We start from the raw sequence: 18,571 nt of genomic DNA on the forward strand, positions 1-18,571 counted from the left end.
GCTTTATATTCAATTCCAAACCAAGAGATTTTTTGAAAGTGTTGCTTAGTAACACTTTCAAAAAATCTCTTGGGGTTCGTTTGAAGGAAAGAAAATGATCAGTTCCCATGATTTAAAAACTTATATTGCAGGCGCAAAGCAACGCCAACGGCAAAAACAAATCTTGCTAGATGCTCGCTATGAGCTTTTGCAGACTGTTGCCCAAAAGGGAGCAGAAATACTCAAAACTGATTTTGCTGCTCATAAAGTTTGGTTATTTGGGTCTGGACTACGTCGTGATTTAATTCATTTAGAATCAGATGTCGATCTTGCGGTAGAAGGTTTAGCAGAAACATCGTATTTAAGGGCTGTTAGCAGATTACTAGACTTAAATGCTAATGTCAGTGTGGATTTGGTGATGCTCGATGATGCTTCAGAAAGTTTACGCGATCGCATCATCCGTGAAGGTAAGGAGTTATGACAGAGTATCTGGCGCTGAGCGCAGTTTTGCGCCAAAAGTTACTAGATTTATTACGCCTAGTAGAAAGGATTGAGACTTTGTTGCAAAAGTCCAATCTATCCAAAGATGACGACTATATTGATGGGGTTGCACTACATCTGCAAGGCTTTTATACGACTATAGAGCAGATGCTAGAAGCGATCGCGGCGGCTTTTAGTGAGAGATTACCTGCGGGGGCTAATTGGCATCAAAATCTTCTACTACAAATGTCAATTCAAATACCTGATTTACGCCCTGCGGTGATTTCTCAGGAAACTCGCCAAAAATTAGATGAATATCGTGGGTTTCGCCATGTGGTACGCAATGTTTATACATTAAATCTCCGTCCATCAAGGGTGCGGGAATTAGTAGGGACATTGAGGGATTGCTATGAATCCTTAGCAGATGATTTAGAAAAATTTTGTGATTTTATGGAAATAATGGTGAGTAATGGTTAATGATCTCAAGCAAGCATCGCGTCCAATCCATGGGGGAAATCGTCAATGGGCGGCGAGTATGGCTGGTATCTCACCAGAGCAAATCTTAGATTTTTCGGCAAGTATTAATCCTCTTGGCACACCTAAATCAGCGATCGCAGCCATCCAATCCCATTTAACCGATCTCGGTCATTATCCTGACCCTGAATATACATTGCTCAGAGAAGCATTAGGAAAGTTTCATCAACTATCACCAGAGTGGATTTTGGCTGGCAACGGTGTGGCGGAGCTATTAACTTGGGTGGGGCGCGATCTTTCGCAACTATCCTCAACGGTTCTATTTACACCAGCCTTTACCGATTACTATCGCGCTTTAAAAACCTTTGATTGTCAAATAGAAAGGTATCCATTTCTATTGAGAACTCAAGACGTAAGTTTTGATTCTGAACTGCCAGAAATTACGAATTCCCATACCAAAGGAATCTTGATCAATAATCCCCATAATCCTACGGGCTATTTATTTACAAGAGATAGTATCTTGCCCTATTTAGAGAAATTTGCTTTGGTGGTGATTGATGAAGCTTTTATGGATTTCCTCACACCAGATCAGCAGCAAAGTTTAATCGATTTAGTTCCATTACATCCGAATTTAGTAATTTTGCGATCGCTTACTAAATTCTACAGTTTGCCAGCATTGAGACTTGGCTATGCGATCGCCCATCCCGAACGCTTGCAACGTTGGCAAGCATGGCGTGATCCTTGGTGTGTAAATAGTTTAGCTGCCGCCGCAGGAATTGCCGTATTAGAAGATGTGGAATTTCAGCAGCAAACATGGGCATGGTTAAAAAGTGCTAAATCTCAACTATTTAAAGGTTTATCGCAAATATCAGGTTTAAATCCATTACCAAATGCTGCAAATTATCTATTAGTTCAAACCGAAATAGCAGGTTCGCTTTTACAAAAGGAACTATTACAAAAAGATAAAATTCTCATTCGCGATTGCTTGAGTTTTCCTGAATTAGGCGATCGCTATTTTCGAGTAGCAGTACGTCTGGAAGATGAAAATCAAAAATTAATAAACGCTATAAGGGTTATGCGATTTAATAAAGAACCCGATTTATTGTAGAGCAGTTGTTTTGTCGCTCTATAATAAATCGGGTAAATCGGGTTCTTGGGGTTTTCACTAGCATAACTGGCTAACGCTATATTAAAATTATTAAAGATTGGATAAGATTTACTACAAAGTATTTGTATTGCTCATTTTAATAAATAGCCCACCAAGTTTATGATTATTGCAATTCCCGAGCCTCTTAAAACGTTGGTGACTTTTGCTCACCCCATTCTCATGACCCTGACCCTAATTTTGGCATTGTATGCAGGTTATGTTGGGTGGCAATACCGCAGAATTCGTAGCACTGAGGGTGAAGAGAAAAAAGCGCTAATCTCCAAGAAATATAACCTCCTCCATCACAATCTAGGTTCAGTGTTTTTATTATTAATGGTGGCAGGTGCGATCGGTGGCATGGCTGTGACTTACAACAACAATGGCAAGCTTTTTGTAGGAGCGCATTTGATTGCTGGTTTGGGACTCACCTTCTTAGCTGCCTTATCGGCGGCATTAGCACCTATTCTGCAACAGGGCAAGGAATGGGCGCGGAGTACCCATATCGCGGTTAATACTGTATTAGTCGGTGTTTTTGTATGGCAAACCCTGACAGGCTTTGAAATTGTCCAGAGAATTCTTGAACAAATGTCTAAAGCTTCATAACAAAAAAGCGGCGCTTCGCGCCGCTTTTTTGTTAACGGTAGTTTGTGAATTGGAGTGCGAGGGGGAAGTCTTCGCCTTTTACTAGTTGGATAATTTCTTGAAGTTCATCTTTTGATTTGGAAGTAACTCGTAAAGCATCGCCTTGAATTGAGGCTTGAGCTTTAGGGAAATTATCACGGATGGTTTTAGAAAGTTTTTTGGCTTGATCTTGCTCGATACCACGCTTGAGTTTTATCTTTTGGGTGACACGATTACCGCTAGCGGACTCGATTTCGCCATAGTCAAAGATTTTTAGAGATAGGTTACGCTTGATTGCTTTAGATTGCAACACATCAACAACCGAGGTAAGTGTCATTTCACTATTAGTTTTGATGGTTATGAGTTCTTTTTCAAGTTCAACTTCTGTATTTGTACTTTTTAAGTCATAGCGACTAACAATTTCACGGCGAGTTTGATCGATCGCATTGACAAGTTCTTGATGATCAAAATCGCTAACGATGTCAAAGGAATAACTGGAAGCCATAGATTTATTTCAGGTTTTGTTGATCACAAAGCAGCAGGAGCAGCAGTGTTTTGCGTTCCTCATCCTACCAAAAAACGGTAGTGCTAAATGGTTTGTGGAAGCTCACCCCGAAGGGATGAGCTTCCACAAACCTATTCCCAGAGTCGCCGACCTTCTTCACCATGTAAGCGATCATGGGTATCCCGCAAAAGTCTAGGGATTTCAAGATTTTCAGGACATCTCGGTAAGCAGTCGCCACAGTCGGTACAGCGAATGGCTTTATTCCCCGGAAACCAATGTCCTGCATTCTCAAACATTTTATAGCGATATTTCCCAAACTCCACCATATCAAAGCCGATCGCTAAATTTCGGAGTCTGAGGACTTCAGGAATATTAATGCCTTCGGGACAGGGTAGGCATTGATAGCATTGTGAACAGCGATCGTTTTCTAAGAGTGTGTAGCGGCGATTCATGCAATCGAGAACTGCGGCTTCTAATTCAGACATCGGGGCATCGTTATCCCATGCGTCCTGATGGGAATCTACTTCGCTAGGATTCGCTGCACCAAGGCTGAGGGTATGTACACGCGGATCACTCAGCAAAAAGCGATCGCACATATATAAAGCTGTATATGGATAGCAAACACCTGATAGTTCTTCGGAAGGGTTATAGAGCATCCCGCCTTTATCCGATGGCGAAATGATAAATACCCCCATATCTTTTTCATGGGCAAGCTGTACCGCAGGGGCATTACGCTGATTGAAGTAGTAATAATGTAAATTAACAGACTCAAATAAGCCAGTACGAATCGTGTCTAAAATTACTTCAAGTGAACCGTGGGTAGAAAAGCCTACATGTCCAAGCATCTTTTGATCGATCGCTTCCCTAACCGCTTTCATACATCCATTGGGATCTTTCACCAGATCGAGATGTTCGTATAGATTAATCCCATGGATATCGAAGTTATCGACATAGTCCACATTCATCTTTTTGAGGGACTGTTCGATTTGCCGACGCATAGAGTCTGCATCTTTGGTAGGACCAATTTTGGTTGTCAGATAAAAGCGATCGCGTTGCTTACTAAGACCATTTCGCATTGCCTGACCAATAAATTCTTCACTCTTGCCATAGCCCTGCGCTGTCTCAATATGGTTAATGCCAACTTCTAAGGCGTGCCAAATCGTTTTTTCCGCATTCGCCGCAGATTCTAAATAGCGCATTGCTCCTAAGGAGAATACGGACAAAAGCATCTCAGTTTTGCCAAAACGACGATAGCGCATAATTCATTCACTAAATGTGCTGAGGGTTCTGCAATTTAATAAGGAACCAAATTTTTTGTGGCGAGGCTTCGCCTCGCCACAAAAAATCGGTTCCTTATTTCCCTGCATGTGCTTATTTTATAGGGATGACGCAAAAATGATGGGAAATCATTATTTTAAATTCATAAATTGAAGTATAGCTTGGTGTTTCCAGCAACGGCTTAAAGTAGTCCAGAGAAATATTTGAAAGCGCGACTGAGTCGCGCTTTCAAATATTTCTCTGGACTACTTTAAGTCAGCGCTTTGCGCTGTAATTCTAAAGTGCGTGAATTACATTGGTAACTACGCCCCAAATATGAAGATCGGTATGTTCATCAATCTCAATGGGCTTAAAAGCTTCATTCTCAGGCATAAGCCATAGTTTATCTCTATCCTTACGAATTCTTTTTACCGTTAATTCTCCATTCACCACGGCGATCACAACTTGACCATTAGTAACTTCAATCGAGCGATCGACAATTAACATATCGTTGGGGTGAATCCCTGCATCAATCATTGATTCCCCAACCACACGCACCAGATATGTGGTGTCAGGATGCTTCACCAGATGGCGATTGAGATCGATATTATCATCCACATAATCTTCGGTGGGAGCAGGAAGCCCCGCTGCAACTGGGTTGAGATAAAGAGGTAAGCTCACCTTAGTCTTTCTTTCGGGTTTGAAGATGGATTGCACCATAGTTCCTAATTCAATTTCTTGGCTTCCCCCAGCCAAAGCTGCTAAAATTTCGTCAGCAATTCTTATCGGTAGCCTTACCGCTTTTGTCGCCTCACCATATTTCCCTGTTCCTTGGGGACGACCTGCACCTATACGTTTTCCTCCTCGTGGCATTTGATTTTCTCCAAGTACATTACAAACACATGAAATGTGTACGCTTATCAATAAAAGTATACTCAAAAATGACAGCTTATTGGTAATTTCGCCCCATAAGCTACAAACCAAGTAAGAAGAGAGTTGCCGCGCGAAGCGCGGCAACTCTCTTCTTACTTGGTTATGTCAAAACATTTTGATTGCGTTTTACAAATCCCTTCAGGAATTTTCCAACGAATCATGTAACATCAGAAACATATTGCGATCGCTACTACAGGTCTTTGCGCCAAATAAAAACTGACTTTTTGCTACAAGCATTACGAATTTGAGTTTGAATGTGGGTAGTGGCTTAGGAAATATGGGTGACACACCATCTGTATTCACTAAAATGCTGCCATCTTTGGCACTACCGTATAAGTGAAAGAATTATAAGTACGACATTTAGTTAGACATGGTAAAAGATGCAAGATCGAGATGAATCCTCGCAGTCTACGGTTCTCGAAAAAGAATCAGCGAAAAAATTGAAATTTGCCAAGAATAGTGGATTTCAGGTAGAACTAAGACGACGGGTTGACGAACTTTTTCAAAACAGTAAGCTCAAAGAGCGTGATTGTCCCCAAATGTATGCCAAGACAGCGACCCTGTTAATTGGCTTTTTGGGAACCTATGCAGCCTTAATTTTTTTAGCCCAAACATGGTGGCAGGTTGTTCCGCTATGTATCCTAATGGGTGTGATCACCGCAGGTATTGGGTTTAGCATTCAGCATGATGGCGCTCATCACGCCTATTCCAATTCCCTATGGGTAAATAAACTCATGTCGATGAGCCTCGATCTCATCGGTGGTAGCTCCTACATTTGGCATTGGAAACATGATGTTTTGCATCATACCTATACCAATATTGTGGGTTATGACATGGATTTAGAAGTGGGAATGTTTGGCAGACTTTCTCCTTCCCATCAAAAACTTCCATTTCACCGTTGGCAGCATTATTACCTATGGCTGTTATATGGTTTTCTGGCAATCAAGTGGCATTTTTTTGATGATTTTAATAACTTGATTACTGGCAAAATTAGCGATCGCAACTATCCTCGTCCTAGAAATAGCAATTTAGTCACATTCTTTGCTGGCAAGATAGTATTTCTGACGATTGCTTTCGTGATTCCCTCACTATTTCATTCATTTTGGCTGGTTTTAGCTAGCTATAGTCTCGTCGCATTTACCCTAGGTCTAGTCCTAAGTGTCGTCTTCCAATTAGCCCATGTGGTTGAAGAAGCAGATTTTCCTATTCCTGATGCAGAGACCTGTTTAATTGAGAAAGATTGGGCAATTCACCAAATCGAAACTACAGTAAATTTTTCACGGAACAATCCCTTTCTTACTTGGTTGCTCGGTGGTTTAAATTTTCAAGTCGAGCATCATCTCTTCCCCAATGTTTGCCATGTTAATTACCCAGCAATTTCCAAAATAGTCGAACAAACCTGTCAGGAATTTGGTGTGAAGTATAACTATCACCGTTCCTTCTGGGCGGGTTGCCTCTCCCACTTCCATTGGTTACGTCGCATGGGAACTTCTTTTTAATTACTAATGTTACTTGGCAGTAAGGACAAATTCCCAAAGAGAAGGGCGCTGCGAAGCAGCGCCCTTCTCTTTGGATTTTCTAAGCAAAATTTGCTATATCAATAGAATGAAAAATGCTATATGCTTCTTGATTTAGAGCGATTAGACATCTTGTTAGTAAGAGGATACATAAGCTTATGCGTAAAGGTTTTGGCATTATGCTTTTAGCAATTTTGTTTTGTTTGCCCATGCAAATAGTGACAAATGAAAGATTACAAGCTCAATCAGAGCAGGAGCATAAGTCAGAAGCCGATCGCTTACTTGAAATGGGAGAACAACAGTTTGGGAAAAGTCAGTATCAAGAAGCCTTCAAAACATTTCAATCCGCATTAGAAAGCTATCGACTTAATAACAATCGCAAAGGTGAAGCCGATGCCATTATTAGTTTAGCGCATATTTTTAACAGTGTGGGCACATATCAAAAAGCGCTGGAACTTTATCAACAAGCCCTAGGAATTAAAAAACAAATCGGCGATCGCGAAGGGGAAGGAAATGCATTACATGGTCTAGGAGATGTTTATGATAGTTTAGGACAATATTCCAAAGCAATAGAGTTCCACCAACAAGCTCTAGATATTGCCAAGCAAATTGGCGATCGCGATGGTGAAGGTAATGCTCTCAATGGACTCGCCGATGTTTATGAAAGTTTAGGGCAATATCCTAAAGCAATTACGCTATACCAACAATCTCTAGTTCTTAGAAAACAAATTGGCGATCGGATTGGTGAAGCATATGTTCTTTTCGGATTAGCGGATATTTACGAAACTTTAGAGGATTACCCCAAATCTCTCGATTTTTATCAACAATCCCTCGCCATCAGACAACAAATCGGCGATCGCAATGGTGAAGCTAGTTCTCTCTTCGGGCTAGGAATTATCAACACCAGCATTGGTCAGCATCAAAAAGCCATTGATTATTTTCAACAAAGCTTAGCCATCAAGAAACAGATTGGTGATCGTAATGGTGAAGCCTACATTCTTAATGGATTGGGATATGTCTATGGCAAAGTTGGACAATATGACCAAACAATTGATTTCTTACAGCAGTCCTTATCCATCTCAAAACAAATTGGCGATCGTTATAGCGAAGGCTATTCCCTCGAAAATCTGGGACTAGCATTGAGCAAACTCAATCAGACTGAATTGGCAATTCTTTTTTACAAGCAATCTGTTAACGTCCACGAATCCATTCGCAAAGACATTCGCAAATTACCAAAAGAGATACAAAAGACCTATCTCTCAACCATTGAGGAGTCCTATCGTAACCTTGCCGATCTTTTGCTCAAGCAAAACCGCATCCTTGAGGCTCAACAAGTGCTCGATTTGCTCAAGGTGCAGGAACTGAGTGCATACCTGCGTAATGTGCGCGGCAATAGCGAAACTGAAAAAGGGTTAAACCTATACCAGTCCGAACAAAATATAATTGCTTTAGCAATTGAACTCAATAGTTTGCTACAAAAGGAACGTAACAATCAACTCTCAGCATCAGAACAACAGCGCCTAAATAAACTAATTGGAGATGAAAAGGATAGAAACAAGCAGTTTAGTGCTTTTCTCAATAATCCTGAAGTGCAAAAGTCAATTAATGAACTCCGAAATACTGAAAAAAACAATATCGATCTCGAAAATGTCCGTAATTTACGAAACGAAATTCTCTCTCAGCGGTCTAATGTAGCAATTCTCTATCCCTTAGTTCTTGAAGATCGACTTGAATTAATCTTGCTCACGGCTCAAACACCACCGATTCGTCGCACGATCGCGATCAGGCGTGACATACTAAACAAAGAAATAGCTGAATTTGTGACAAATTTGCGAGATACAACTTCAGAAGATGTTAAGGTGTCTGCCCAAAAATTCCATACATGGTTAATTGAGCCATTCGAGACTGAATTAGCACAATTAAAAATCGATACAATCGCCTACGCTCCCGATTCTAGACTGCGATATATTCCCCTTGCTGCGCTCTATGATGGTAAGCAATGGTTAGCCGAAAAGTATCGGATTAACTATATCACCGCACAATCATTGACTAAATTTAATGTAAAGCAGATTTCTACTCCACATATTCTTGCGGGAGCATTTGGCGGTAAAAGTAATGAAAATCGTTCGGGATTTAATGGATTACCTGCAACCGTGATCGAAGTTAAAAAGATCGCCAATCGCTTTGGTAACACAACTACTTTAGTCGAATCTGATTTCTCAAAAACGATTACAGAATCTAAAGCGAACTCTTATACAATTCTGCATTTAGCTACACATGGACAACTAGTGCAAGGCAAACCTGAAGATTCATTTATTCTCTTTGGTAATGGAGATAAGGCAACCGTCAGTGAAATTCGTGACTGGGCATTAAACAATGTCGATCTAGTTGTATTAAGTGCCTGCCAGTCTGGGGTTGGTGGTAAATTGGGTAATGGTATCGAGATTCTCGGATTGGGATATCAAATGCAAGTGGCAGGAGCAAGAGTGGCGATCGCATCTCTATGGCAGGTTGATGACACAGGTACACAAGTGCTCATGGAAGCATTTTATAGTGAACTCCAAAAAGGCAATGTGACGATTTCTGAATCACTACGCAGAGCGCAAGTATCTCTAATTAAATCGCCAAATTATAGTCATCCCTACTTCTGGTCAGCTTTCTTTGCGATCGGTAATGCACTTTAAAGGCGATGATATGCCGTACAAAGTATGGCACATCATCGCCATCGTTTTTTATATGGCTTTGGCAATCACAGTGCGATGGCGAGGAGTATTCGCGGTGATAGTAGGAGCTTCAAAACCTGCGGCAACGAGTTCTGAGGCGAGATCAAAAGAGAAGTATTGATCGAGATAGGGTTCGGTACTCTTGAGTAAAGTCAGGATGTAGGGAGGCATCTTGAGATAGATATCCGAGTAGGGATTCATATCCATGAGTGTGAAGTAACCATTGGGACGCAAGACACGACGGATTTCACGCAAGATTTGGCGCGTCGCATCTTGAGGCAATTCGTGAAATAGGAGAAAACAGGAAACGAAATCAAAGGAAGCATCAGGTAAGCCTGTGTTTTCGGCGGCGGCGTGAATCCAGTTGATTTGTTGCGATTCTAGTAATTCGGGATGTTTAGTGCGCGTATTGTAATTTGCGATCGCTAAAAAATGGGGAGATAAATCCAAGCCTGTAATTTTTGCTTGTGGATAAGCATTGTGCAATACGAAAGTACTCATCCCCACACTGCAACCAATATCGAGAATATCTTGAGGTGCAGTAGGAAGCTTTTCTTTCACAATATCAATATAGCTTTGACGTAGACGGGAATCGCCTTTTACAGGAGGTTCCGCATCATTCCAAATCCGTGAATGCACAGCATAGGCCGCAACTTCTACTTCCGTTGCAGGTAGCCAGCCGAGATTCCCTTCTTCATAGGCGTGGAAATGCTTGAGGTAATATTCGGGATACTTAATATTGGGATTTTGGACTTTCGCAAGTTCGCCATCAAGATCTTGTTTTTGCAAATCCGCAACAATTTGTCGCCAGTTTACGCCCATTGACTCGGCACGTTCGATCATCATCTTCCGAGCGCGTTGTTTGGCAATATTGAATAAAGGGCTAATCGCTAAAATGCCATTAACTAATCGTGAAGCTAGTCCAATTTTGGGGCTAGGGGCTGAATTGGCAACAGTCATAATAATTTAAAAAATATAATTTCTAAAATCAAAGAGTAGCAAGCTAAGCTTGCTACTCTTTGATTCTACGTGACTTAATGGCGATCGCAGGATTGCCCATATAAATTGTCATTGGTTCTAGCGATCGCGTCGCCACACTATCTAAGCCCAAAACTGCTCCTTGACCGACTCTAACCCCTGCGGCAATGGTCGCATGGGCGGCAATCCAACTACCTGATTCGATATAAATGGGGGCAGTACGCAAAGCAAAATCGCGATCGCCCCAGTCGTGATTTCCCGTGCAGAGATATACACCTTGGGATATGCAGCAGTGGCTCTCAATCGTAATCAGCTCAAGATTATCTAGCCAAGTATCTTCACCAATCCAGACAAAATCTTGAATGATGAGCCGCCAAGGAAATTTAACCCGCACCCCTGTTTTAATCCGCACACCCTGACCAATTTTTGCGCCGAACCATCGCAAAATAAGTACTTTGAATCCCGAAAAAGGGATCAAGTAACTCCGCACAATTGGTGCACCGATAAAGTACCAAAGGACTTGTTGCCAAAGTGGTGCACCGATAGTGTAAGTTCCTGTGGTGTAGCGATCGAGACGCAAAGTTACAACTCCCCATTAAAATTTTTTAATCATCGCTAAGCTGCTAATTTATTGTGGTAGGGATGGGCGCGCCCATCCCTACCTATTTAGAGTTCGCCCATAGGGTGAGCTTAGCGATAGGTATATAAGCGTGCTATACAATATTAAGGCTTTTCTAATGGTCGAGTTTTTTCTATGCAAGTTTGGGTATTGCTGTTTAACGCCAACACCGATAACGAAGGGATCTACACCCTAGAAATAGATGGCGACAATATTGTGGTTGCGTTTGAACAGGAAGATGATGCAATTCGTTATGCAGGTCTACTAGAAGCGCAGGATTTCTTATCGCCGACAGTAGAAAGCATCGACAGCGAAGATTTAGAAGCATTTTGTCGAGAATCAGACTATGACTTAAATATTGTGCCAACCGAAGGTCTGCTAGTTCCACCTGAGAAAAATGTTGATAAAACTGATTGGTCTAAGGATCTCGAAAAGGATCAGTCAGAGCCAGAGGAGGAAATCATAGTCGAAGATCCCGTAATTGCCATGATGCGCCGTCGCCTAGAGAATTTACTGTAGTTATTTATTCTAGGTATGACCACAATGGCAGATTTACCTTCTACAACTCTAACCAGTGAGATTACTAAATTTCAACCAACTAATACCAATGATGGTTGGTTTCACTACCCTGTACGGGTCTATCCCCACCATACGGACTATTCAGGTGTAGTTTGGCATGGTATGTACTTAACTTGGATGGAAGAGGCAAGGGTAGAATGCTTACGGACAGTGGGGATGAGCTTTGAGGAACTAGTCTCGGCAGGGGTGGATTTACCTGTAGCGGAGATGTCTTTGCGTTATCACCGTTCAGCAAGGATGGGAGATGATGTGCTGGTCATGACGAAGCTTGTACCAGATAAGGTACGTCTAAACTGGGAATATCAAATTCGTACAGAAACAGATCTATGTGTAACAGCAACGGTGACACTCGTACCTGTAGATTTTGAGAAACGTAAGTTGTTGCGATCGCTACCAAGCTCTTTAGAAGGGGCGATCGCCAAACTTGCAGGAATTTAGATATTGAGCCACGCTAAGCATGGTTCAAGTGATTATTCAAAGAGGAAATTAATAAAATCATGGCAGATTGGCAAGTAATTGCAGGCGGCGTGACTGCCGCTAAGGGCTATAAAGCCGCAGGAATCACCGCAGGATTGAAACCATCGGGCGCACCTGACTTAACTCTGATTGCATCTGATGTACCTGCGATCGCGGCAGGAGTATTTACAAAATCCTGTGTTCGTGCTGCCTGCGTGGACTTTAACCGTGAAGTCTTAGCCAAGGGTGGTAACGTTAGCGCAATTCTCTGCAATGCGGGTCAAGCCAATGCCAGCACAGGCGCAGAAGGTTGGCGCAATGCCTTGGAAACAGCAGAACTAGTCCAAAAAGCTTTAAATACTGAAGATGGGGTTTTGGTTGCATCAACTGGTGTCATCGGCAAGCAACTACTCATGGACAAAATGCGGGCAGGCATTGCCAAAATTGCGCCGCTGATTTCACCCGATGGTGGTGAAGCAGCCTCCAAAGCGATCATGACTACCGATACTGTGCCAAAAAGTATTGCCTTGGAAACTGTAATTGATGGTAAACCCGTGAGAATCGGTGGTATCTGTAAAGGTTCGGGCATGATTCACCCAAATATGGCAACGATGCTCGGATTTGTCACCTGTGATGCGGGTGTCGAACCCAAGCTCTGGCAAAAAATGCTGTCAAGCTCAATCGATGCCAGTTTTAACCAAGTCACCGTCGATGGTGATACCAGTACCAATGACATGGTGCTAGCCTTAAGCAATGGACAGTCAGGCGTAACCATTGATGATGAAAGCTCTCCTACGGCGAAACAATTACAAGCGATGCTGCAAGAAGTATGTATGAGTCTTGCTAAGGCGATCGCCCGTGATGGTGAAGGCGCTACCTGTATGATCGAGGTCAATGTTTCAGGAGCATCTAGCACTGAGGATGCTCGCAAAATTGCCAAAACCATTGTCGGTTCTTCATTAGTAAAATCTGCTGTCTTTGGTAATGATCCTAACTGGGGCAGAATTGCTGCCGCCGCAGGACGTGCAGATGTGAACTTTAATCAAGATGTGTTGAATATTCAACTCGGTGATTTTGTGATGATGCAGGATGGCACACCACAGGATTACGATCGCGCCGCCGCCAGCGACTATCTCAAAAATGACACCGTGATCATCAATGTCGGTGTGGGCGATGGCGATGGCAGTGGCACAGCTTGGGGCTGTGACCTCAGCTACGATTACGTCAAAATCAACGCTGAATACACGACTTAGATCTATCAGGTTTCATTTTGCCGTAGGCAAAATGAAACCTCAAAACTCTTACTGGGGTTGATTTTTTGTTTTAAAGTGTGTTCTCATTTGAAAAGCACTCAAACAGGTACACTGCGAGGCAGTGTACCTGTTTGAGCAAGATAATGCTCTAGTAAAACTAAGCGATCATTGCCCCAAAACATTTCATCATTTACAAAAAATGTAGGAACACCAAACGCGCCACGCTGAGAAGCTTCTTGGGTAATTTGCTCTAATTCAATTTGAAGATCTGGCGATCGCAAAGCTGCTTGAAAATCATCTTTAGGAATTCCTAAACTAGTAGCAAGTTGCACTAGTACGTCTACTTGTATTTCTAGCTGCTCTGCAAAAATTGCCTTAAACAAAATCTGGCTGTATGCCTCCAGTAAGTTATGCCGATTCGCCGCTAAAACCGCGATCGCTAAGAGTTCAGGTGCGATCGCTTTAAGCTTCGGCTCATGAAAAGGAATCCCATAATAATCAGCCCAAAGTTTGGCATCCCGTTGGCGATAGCCCCAATCATATTGTCCAGAGCTATGCGTAAATGGATTATGTTGTCTCAGATTGATTAAACTTCCGCTAAATAGAGGTTTCCAAATAAATTTACAGTCAAACTTAGCTTCAAAACGCGAAATTTGGGAAGCAGCTAAATAAGAATAGCGACTTCCCAAACCATAGTAAAAATCAATACGTGACTGCATTACTTGCTAGCAGGAGCCACTTCACCTAAAATCTTTGCAAATCGCTCTAGATAGAATTCCTTAGAATTAGCTATAGATTTAATTGACTCGCGATCGCGCAGGGCTGCCCACCATTTCTGAATGCGTGGGGTTTCGGAAGGAAGTTCAAATTTACGGAAATGCTCGATCACGGGTAAGCGCTCAAACCAAGGATAGAAGCTAATATCAACTAGACTGATCTGCTCACCAAAGAAATAAGCACCTTCACCTGAGAACTTGCCAAAACCTTCCTGTTCAATGTAAAGCAAAGCTTCGATAAACTCACGTCTTCCTTGCTCTTGCTCCTCGACGGTTTTACCACGCAACAGTTTTACAAAAGCAGGGACAAAACGGGTATTGGCATAGTCAATCCAAATTCTGGCGATCGCCTTTTGTCCAGCATCTTTAGGCAAGAGAGCAGGTTCAGGGAATACTTCTTCTAAATATTCGTTGATAATCGCAGATTCGTAAATTTCAAAACCATTATGGACAATGGCAGGAACCTTGCCATAGCGAGAAACCTTGAGAAATTCTGCGGATTTGTTTTGGAAGTCAATGTCAGTAGAGGTAAATTCGATACCTTTTTCTAATAGAACTGCGCGAGTACGTTGAGCAAAGGTAGAAGCCTTCGCAAAATAAAGATGTAATGCAGTCATAGGAATATTTGAGAAGATGCTGATTAATTTTAGGTGAAATACTACGGTTTGCTTATCGGTTTACCGTAGATTTGTCTTAATGATGACATATAGGTTTGCAATAAAGATGTTCTCTACATAACAAAGCAGGCGTTGCACAAATGAAAGATGAATCAAGAAAAAGAAGGGAGCGATTTGTAATTAAGGTAGTGAATTAACGTCAGTTCGGGTTAAGTTGGCAAATTTTAAAAGCCCCAAAGTAAAAGCCTTGCATAGCAAGGCTTTTACTTTGGGGCTTTGAGAGATGGTTTGCTATGCAAACCATCTCTCAAAGCCTATTTCAAATTATCCAGAACTCGCGTTATTTATCTCACTGCTTCTGTTATCTAGCTTAATTGATGACACGCCATAATGTGGTTGGGATGACAACTATCTCAAGGATATGCTTACAGCCTTAAACATATGCGGGCTATATCAAAACTTACGTTAATTTAACTAGCGATCGCTATAGAATTAATGCTGTAACTTACAGAAATAAATGTGAATCCTGCTAGAACCATATGTTTTGGCTTTTTAGCCGTTATCTCATTTGGCACATTTCTATTGATGCTGCCCATATCTTCTAGTAACGGCACATGGACAGACCCAATTACCGCTCTGTTTACGTCAACTTCAGCAGTATGTGTGACAGGGCTTTCGGTCGTTGATGTGGGAAAATTTTATTCCTTTTGGGGACAACTATTTTTGACGGGCTTAGTCCAAGTGGGTGGATTGGGCTATATGACTGCGACTTCTATCCTGCTATTACTGATTGGTCGTAAATTTAGCTTGCGAGATAAAATCACCTTACAGCAATCCTTAGATACCCCCGGTATTCGTGGTGGGCTGCAATTAGTGAAGTCCATTATTGCAGTGACAATGTTATTTGAACTAACGGGTGTATTTGCCCTAATTCCGATCTTTAATCAAAAGATGAGTTTTCATGAGAGCGTCTGGCAGGCGATTTTCCATAGTGTGAATGCTTTTAATAATGCAGGATTTAGCCTGTTTACTGATAACTTAATGGGCTATGTTCAGACCCCAATGGTTAGCATCATTATTGGTTTGTTGATTATATTTGGTGGAATTGGCTATCAGGTGATTTTAGAAGGTTATCTATGGCTCCGCACAAAGCTTTCACGCAATCGTGACTATATCTCATTCAGTTTAACTTTTTGCGTTGTGACCAGTACGACGATCGCTTTATTGCTATTTGGGACAATCGCCTTCTGGTTCACCGAATTTCAAAACAATGACACCCTTGGTAATTTATCGCTATTTGAGCAAATTGTGGCTGCATGGTTTCAATCAGTCAGTACTCGTACCGCAGGTTTTAACACCATTGATAATGGCAAAATGACCGTAACAGCGATGTTTATCACGATCGCCCTTATGTTTATTGGTGCAAGTCCGGGGAGTACAGGAGGAGGGATTAAGACTACTACAGCAAGAATCTTGGCAAGTTGCACAGGTGCGGCTTTGCAAGGTCGAGATCAAGTTAATCTCTATAAACTTCAAGTTCCCAATGGGCTAATTTTGAAAGCGGTTGGTGTGGCGGTAGGCTCACTATTTACAGTAATTTGCTCAACAGGTTTGCTATCACTGACCGATCGCAATATGAGCTTTATCAGCATCTTATTTGAGGCAACCTCTGCCTTTGCCACAGTTGGTCTATCCACAGGCATTAGCAGTTCGTTATCCTCAGCAGGGCGGCTAGTGATCATCGCGACAATGTATATCGGTCGGGTGGGCGTATTACTATTGATGGCAGCGATATTTACCGATACAAAACCTAGCTTGATTAAGTACCCACAAGAATCAATGTTAGTTGGATAATTTGGTTAGTGTTTGTAATAAAAAATGGCGCTGACATTTTTTAACTTGGCATAAAGTAGAAAATCAAGGAAATTTCTGTGGATATCTCGTCGTTAAGCTTTTTTCGGAGTCTCCGTCCTGAGAATAAACAGTTTGCCGTCATCGGTTTAGGGCGTTTTGGTCGAGCGGTATGTTTTACACTCGATCGCCTAGGGCATGAAGTATTAGCCGCCGACAAAGATGAGGAGCGTGTCAGTCAACTAAGGGCTGAAAATTTGGCAGCACATTGCATTCAACTAGATTCAACTAATCCACTTGCGTTAAAAGAGTCAGGTATTTTAGAAATTGACACCGTGATTGTCGCTATTGGTAATTTCTTAGAAGAGAGCATTGTGACAACCCTAAATGTCAAGGAGGCGGGAGTTCATCATGTTGTTGCCAAGGCTTCATCAGAAGTACATGGGACATTGCTGAAAAAAGTTGGCGCAGATCTAGTAGTTTATCCAGAGGCGGAAATGGGCTGTGCTTTGGCGCGATCGCTCACGCAAAGAGGCATCTTAGAACGATTTGAGCTAGATCCAGACAACAGTATTGTGGAAGTGATGGTTCCCGAAGAATTTGATGGCAAAACAATTTTAGACCTCAAACTCCGCAGCCATTATGGGGTGAATGTAATTGCTGTTAGTCAAGGTCAAAAGTTTGAAATTAATCCCGATCCTCTTCAAAAACTATCTAAAGGCTCAGCGATCGTGGTGATTGGTAGCAACAAAAATATTAGCCGCCTTCCCATTTCCTGTGATTTGTTTAATCCAGATGGTACATCGGTCACAACTCAGTTACCTTTACATCGCTCATCGGAGGTGAAACTCAAGTAGTTTTTTAAAAGAAGGTTTTAGAAAATCGGTTTATAGCCTTCAGGACACTTGATTTCTCGTCCATCCCATTTAGGTATAGGTGGCAATTTCATCGTTGGTTCTATAGATTCACAGAGACTAGCATAGGAAGTAACATCCTTGGAAACAGAAATATCTTGCAACCAGACAATACCCACATAGCTTTTTAAATTTGGTTTTCTAGCAATGCCCAGATTAATAGCAATACCTGCGTCAGTATAGGGTTTTGTGGTAGCAGTTGCGATCGCCTTATTTACTTGAATACTGTAGCGATAATTCTCAGTTTCCGATTTCATGGGTATGCCTAGCTCTTGCAAACTCTTGCTCCAAGTCTCTTTCTCTAAGAAATGAGCTTGTTGTCCTCTATTCATAGAACCTACATAGGCTTTCGCCTCCGAATTTCTAGCTCGATTTGTCGAAGAGTGAGGAGGCAGAATTTTGGCATTAGGAGGTAAAGAGGAATTATCAGAAGACTTGCGGATGATGCCAACCTCAGTATATTCATCCTGCCGTAATGGATCTTGGACAAACAACTTGCCCTCTGGGGTAATGATGATTTTCAAGGGTGGCATCAAATTCACCGAAAAGCTGGGATTATTAGGAGTTAATTTCCAAGTTCCCGTGATTGGTGATGAATTAACAGGCTTGGGAGTTTCCGCGATCGCTTGATCAGCAAGATGTCCCACACTAGCTAATATCGCTAACGTTCCCAACAGCATTGGATTTAAGCAAAATTGAGAAATTAAGCTTTTAATTGAAGAGTTTGCCATAAAAATATAGATACATTTAGTAGCCCAGAGAAATTTTTGAAAGAATGGCTAAGCCGCTCTTTCAAAAATTTCTCTGGTTTTTAATTCAGCGCATTGGGCTGTAATTTGCTATAAAAACTACCTAATTATGTTCATTCTGTGCTATTAATTACGCAAAAATT

At 41.8% G+C, this 18,571-nt stretch carries 19 protein-coding genes; 11 read left to right on the plus strand and 8 right to left on the minus strand.

All coding sequences use genetic code 11. The features are described 5' to 3' along the window. Positions 1-94: 94 nt before the first annotated feature. From HC246_RS00645 to HC246_RS00660, 4 genes are all read left to right on the plus strand, one after another. Entirely contained in the window at positions 95-460 is a 366-nt protein-coding gene (locus HC246_RS00645) for a nucleotidyltransferase family protein (protein WP_169361701.1), read from the plus strand. Further along, positions 457-936 carry a ribonuclease toxin HepT-like protein gene (locus HC246_RS00650; RefSeq protein WP_169361702.1) on the plus strand — a complete coding sequence of 160 codons (480 nt, stop codon included), beginning with the start codon at positions 457-459 and terminating at the stop codon, positions 934-936. The genes HC246_RS00645 and HC246_RS00650 overlap by 4 nt, the downstream gene beginning before the upstream one ends. Continuing rightward, positions 929-2,041: a threonine-phosphate decarboxylase CobD gene (cobD, locus tag HC246_RS00655; protein ID WP_169361703.1), complete on the plus strand. Its 1,113-nt coding sequence runs from the start codon at positions 929-931 to the stop codon at positions 2,039-2,041. Before HC246_RS00650 ends, cobD begins: the two co-directional genes overlap by 8 nt. Positions 2,042-2,200: 159 nt before the next feature. After that, positions 2,201-2,683 carry a DUF4079 domain-containing protein gene (locus HC246_RS00660; RefSeq protein WP_169361704.1) on the plus strand — a complete coding sequence of 161 codons (483 nt, stop codon included), beginning with the start codon at positions 2,201-2,203 and terminating at the stop codon, positions 2,681-2,683. Between the two features lie 31 nt (positions 2,684-2,714). Here HC246_RS00660 and HC246_RS00665 read toward each other — a convergent pair whose 3' ends face one another. The 3 genes from HC246_RS00665 to HC246_RS00675 all read right to left on the minus strand — a co-directional run bounded on the left by HC246_RS00665 (position 2,715) and on the right by HC246_RS00675 (position 5,336). After that, positions 2,715-3,206, minus strand: a complete 492-nt coding sequence (locus tag HC246_RS00665) for a YajQ family cyclic di-GMP-binding protein (RefSeq protein ID WP_169361705.1) — start codon at positions 3,204-3,206, stop codon at positions 2,715-2,717. Between the two features lie 131 nt (positions 3,207-3,337). Continuing rightward, positions 3,338-4,465 carry an aldo/keto reductase gene (locus tag HC246_RS00670; protein WP_169361706.1) on the minus strand — a complete coding sequence of 376 codons (1,128 nt, stop codon included), beginning with the start codon at positions 4,463-4,465 and terminating at the stop codon, positions 3,338-3,340. Positions 4,466-4,760: 295 nt separating this feature from the next. Beyond that, complete coding sequence (locus tag HC246_RS00675; RefSeq protein ID WP_169361707.1) at positions 4,761-5,336, minus strand: LexA family protein; 576 nt, start codon at positions 5,334-5,336, stop codon at positions 4,761-4,763. A 440-nt stretch (positions 5,337-5,776) separates the two neighbouring features. On the opposite strand from HC246_RS00675, the gene HC246_RS00680 reads away from it, so the two are divergent. Together HC246_RS00680 and HC246_RS00685 are read left to right on the plus strand one after the other, a co-directional pair. After that, a complete protein-coding gene (locus HC246_RS00680) occupies positions 5,777-6,895 on the plus strand; it encodes a fatty acid desaturase family protein (protein ID WP_169361708.1) in 1,119 nt (372 codons plus the stop codon). Between the two features lie 176 nt (positions 6,896-7,071). After that, positions 7,072-9,597, plus strand: coding sequence for a CHAT domain-containing protein (locus HC246_RS00685; protein ID WP_169361709.1), 2,526 nt, complete (start codon positions 7,072-7,074; stop codon positions 9,595-9,597). Between the two features lie 48 nt (positions 9,598-9,645). Here HC246_RS00685 and HC246_RS00690 read toward each other — a convergent pair whose 3' ends face one another. Both HC246_RS00690 and HC246_RS00695 read right to left on the minus strand, forming a co-directional pair. Next, positions 9,646-10,596 carry a class I SAM-dependent methyltransferase gene (locus HC246_RS00690; RefSeq protein WP_169361710.1) on the minus strand — a complete coding sequence of 317 codons (951 nt, stop codon included), beginning with the start codon at positions 10,594-10,596 and terminating at the stop codon, positions 9,646-9,648. A gap of 52 nt (positions 10,597-10,648) precedes the next feature. Continuing rightward, positions 10,649-11,194 (minus strand): WcaF family extracellular polysaccharide biosynthesis acetyltransferase, encoded by a 546-nt coding sequence (locus HC246_RS00695; RefSeq protein ID WP_169361711.1) that lies wholly within the window; start codon positions 11,192-11,194, stop codon positions 10,649-10,651. Between the two features lie 174 nt (positions 11,195-11,368). Here HC246_RS00695 and HC246_RS00700 point away from each other — a divergent pair, with 174 nt between their 5' ends. Genes HC246_RS00700 through argJ form a run of 3 tightly spaced genes read left to right on the plus strand, consistent with a single transcriptional unit; the run spans position 11,369 to position 13,521 of the window. Beyond that, positions 11,369-11,752 carry a DUF3110 domain-containing protein gene (locus HC246_RS00700; protein WP_169361712.1) on the plus strand — a complete coding sequence of 128 codons (384 nt, stop codon included), beginning with the start codon at positions 11,369-11,371 and terminating at the stop codon, positions 11,750-11,752. A gap of 24 nt (positions 11,753-11,776) precedes the next feature. Then, on the plus strand, positions 11,777-12,250 hold the full coding sequence (locus HC246_RS00705; RefSeq protein ID WP_169361713.1) for an acyl-CoA thioesterase: 474 nt from the start codon (positions 11,777-11,779) through the stop codon (positions 12,248-12,250). 59 nt (positions 12,251-12,309) lie between these two features. Beyond that, positions 12,310-13,521, plus strand: coding sequence for a bifunctional ornithine acetyltransferase/N-acetylglutamate synthase (gene argJ, locus HC246_RS00710; RefSeq protein ID WP_169361714.1), 1,212 nt, complete (start codon positions 12,310-12,312; stop codon positions 13,519-13,521). Between the two features lie 98 nt (positions 13,522-13,619). Here argJ and HC246_RS00715 read toward each other — a convergent pair whose 3' ends face one another. Then, entirely contained in the window at positions 13,620-14,240 is a 621-nt protein-coding gene (locus tag HC246_RS00715) for a 2-hydroxychromene-2-carboxylate isomerase (RefSeq protein ID WP_169361715.1), read from the minus strand. After that, positions 14,240-14,914: a glutathione S-transferase family protein gene (locus tag HC246_RS00720; protein WP_169361716.1), complete on the minus strand. Its 675-nt coding sequence runs from the start codon at positions 14,912-14,914 to the stop codon at positions 14,240-14,242. Before HC246_RS00720 ends, HC246_RS00715 begins: the two co-directional genes overlap by 1 nt. Positions 14,915-15,433: 519 nt before the next feature. On the opposite strand from HC246_RS00720, the gene HC246_RS00725 reads away from it, so the two are divergent. After that, positions 15,434-16,768: a TrkH family potassium uptake protein gene (locus HC246_RS00725; RefSeq protein WP_169361717.1), complete on the plus strand. Its 1,335-nt coding sequence runs from the start codon at positions 15,434-15,436 to the stop codon at positions 16,766-16,768. A 77-nt stretch (positions 16,769-16,845) separates the two neighbouring features. Further along, positions 16,846-17,622 (plus strand): potassium channel family protein, encoded by a 777-nt coding sequence (locus HC246_RS00730; protein ID WP_169361718.1) that lies wholly within the window; start codon positions 16,846-16,848, stop codon positions 17,620-17,622. Positions 17,623-17,639: 17 nt separating this feature from the next. Here HC246_RS00730 and HC246_RS00735 read toward each other — a convergent pair whose 3' ends face one another. Beyond that, positions 17,640-18,410: a type IV pilin-like G/H family protein gene (locus HC246_RS00735; RefSeq protein ID WP_169361719.1), complete on the minus strand. Its 771-nt coding sequence runs from the start codon at positions 18,408-18,410 to the stop codon at positions 17,640-17,642. Positions 18,411-18,571 lie beyond the last annotated feature (161 nt).

Origin of the sequence: Pseudanabaena yagii GIHE-NHR1, assembly GCF_012863495.1 — a bacterium.
Lineage (GTDB): Bacteria > Cyanobacteriota > Cyanobacteriia > Pseudanabaenales > Pseudanabaenaceae > Pseudanabaena > Pseudanabaena yagii.

Bases quoted from the DNA above. Each gene is read 5' to 3' on its own strand.
- HC246_RS00645 (WP_169361701.1), top strand. From the start codon at position 95: ATGATCAGTTCCCATGATTTAAAAACTTATATTGCAGGCGCAAAGCAA.
- HC246_RS00650 (WP_169361702.1), top strand. From the start codon at position 457: ATGACAGAGTATCTGGCGCTGAGCGCAGTTTTGCGCCAAAAGTTACTA.
- cobD (WP_169361703.1), top strand. From the start codon at position 929: ATGGTTAATGATCTCAAGCAAGCATCGCGTCCAATCCATGGGGGAAAT.
- HC246_RS00660 (WP_169361704.1), top strand. From the start codon at position 2,201: ATGATTATTGCAATTCCCGAGCCTCTTAAAACGTTGGTGACTTTTGCT.
- HC246_RS00665 (WP_169361705.1), bottom strand. From the start codon at position 3,206: ATGGCTTCCAGTTATTCCTTTGACATCGTTAGCGATTTTGATCATCAA.
- HC246_RS00670 (WP_169361706.1), bottom strand. From the start codon at position 4,465: ATGCGCTATCGTCGTTTTGGCAAAACTGAGATGCTTTTGTCCGTATTC.
- HC246_RS00675 (WP_169361707.1), bottom strand. From the start codon at position 5,336: ATGCCACGAGGAGGAAAACGTATAGGTGCAGGTCGTCCCCAAGGAACA.
- HC246_RS00680 (WP_169361708.1), top strand. From the start codon at position 5,777: ATGCAAGATCGAGATGAATCCTCGCAGTCTACGGTTCTCGAAAAAGAA.
- HC246_RS00685 (WP_169361709.1), top strand. From the start codon at position 7,072: ATGCGTAAAGGTTTTGGCATTATGCTTTTAGCAATTTTGTTTTGTTTG.
- HC246_RS00690 (WP_169361710.1), bottom strand. From the start codon at position 10,596: ATGACTGTTGCCAATTCAGCCCCTAGCCCCAAAATTGGACTAGCTTCA.
- HC246_RS00700 (WP_169361712.1), top strand. From the start codon at position 11,369: ATGCAAGTTTGGGTATTGCTGTTTAACGCCAACACCGATAACGAAGGG.
- HC246_RS00705 (WP_169361713.1), top strand. From the start codon at position 11,777: ATGGCAGATTTACCTTCTACAACTCTAACCAGTGAGATTACTAAATTT.
- argJ (WP_169361714.1), top strand. From the start codon at position 12,310: ATGGCAGATTGGCAAGTAATTGCAGGCGGCGTGACTGCCGCTAAGGGC.
- HC246_RS00715 (WP_169361715.1), bottom strand. From the start codon at position 14,240: ATGCAGTCACGTATTGATTTTTACTATGGTTTGGGAAGTCGCTATTCT.
- HC246_RS00720 (WP_169361716.1), bottom strand. From the start codon at position 14,914: ATGACTGCATTACATCTTTATTTTGCGAAGGCTTCTACCTTTGCTCAA.
- HC246_RS00735 (WP_169361719.1), bottom strand. From the start codon at position 18,410: ATGGCAAACTCTTCAATTAAAAGCTTAATTTCTCAATTTTGCTTAAAT.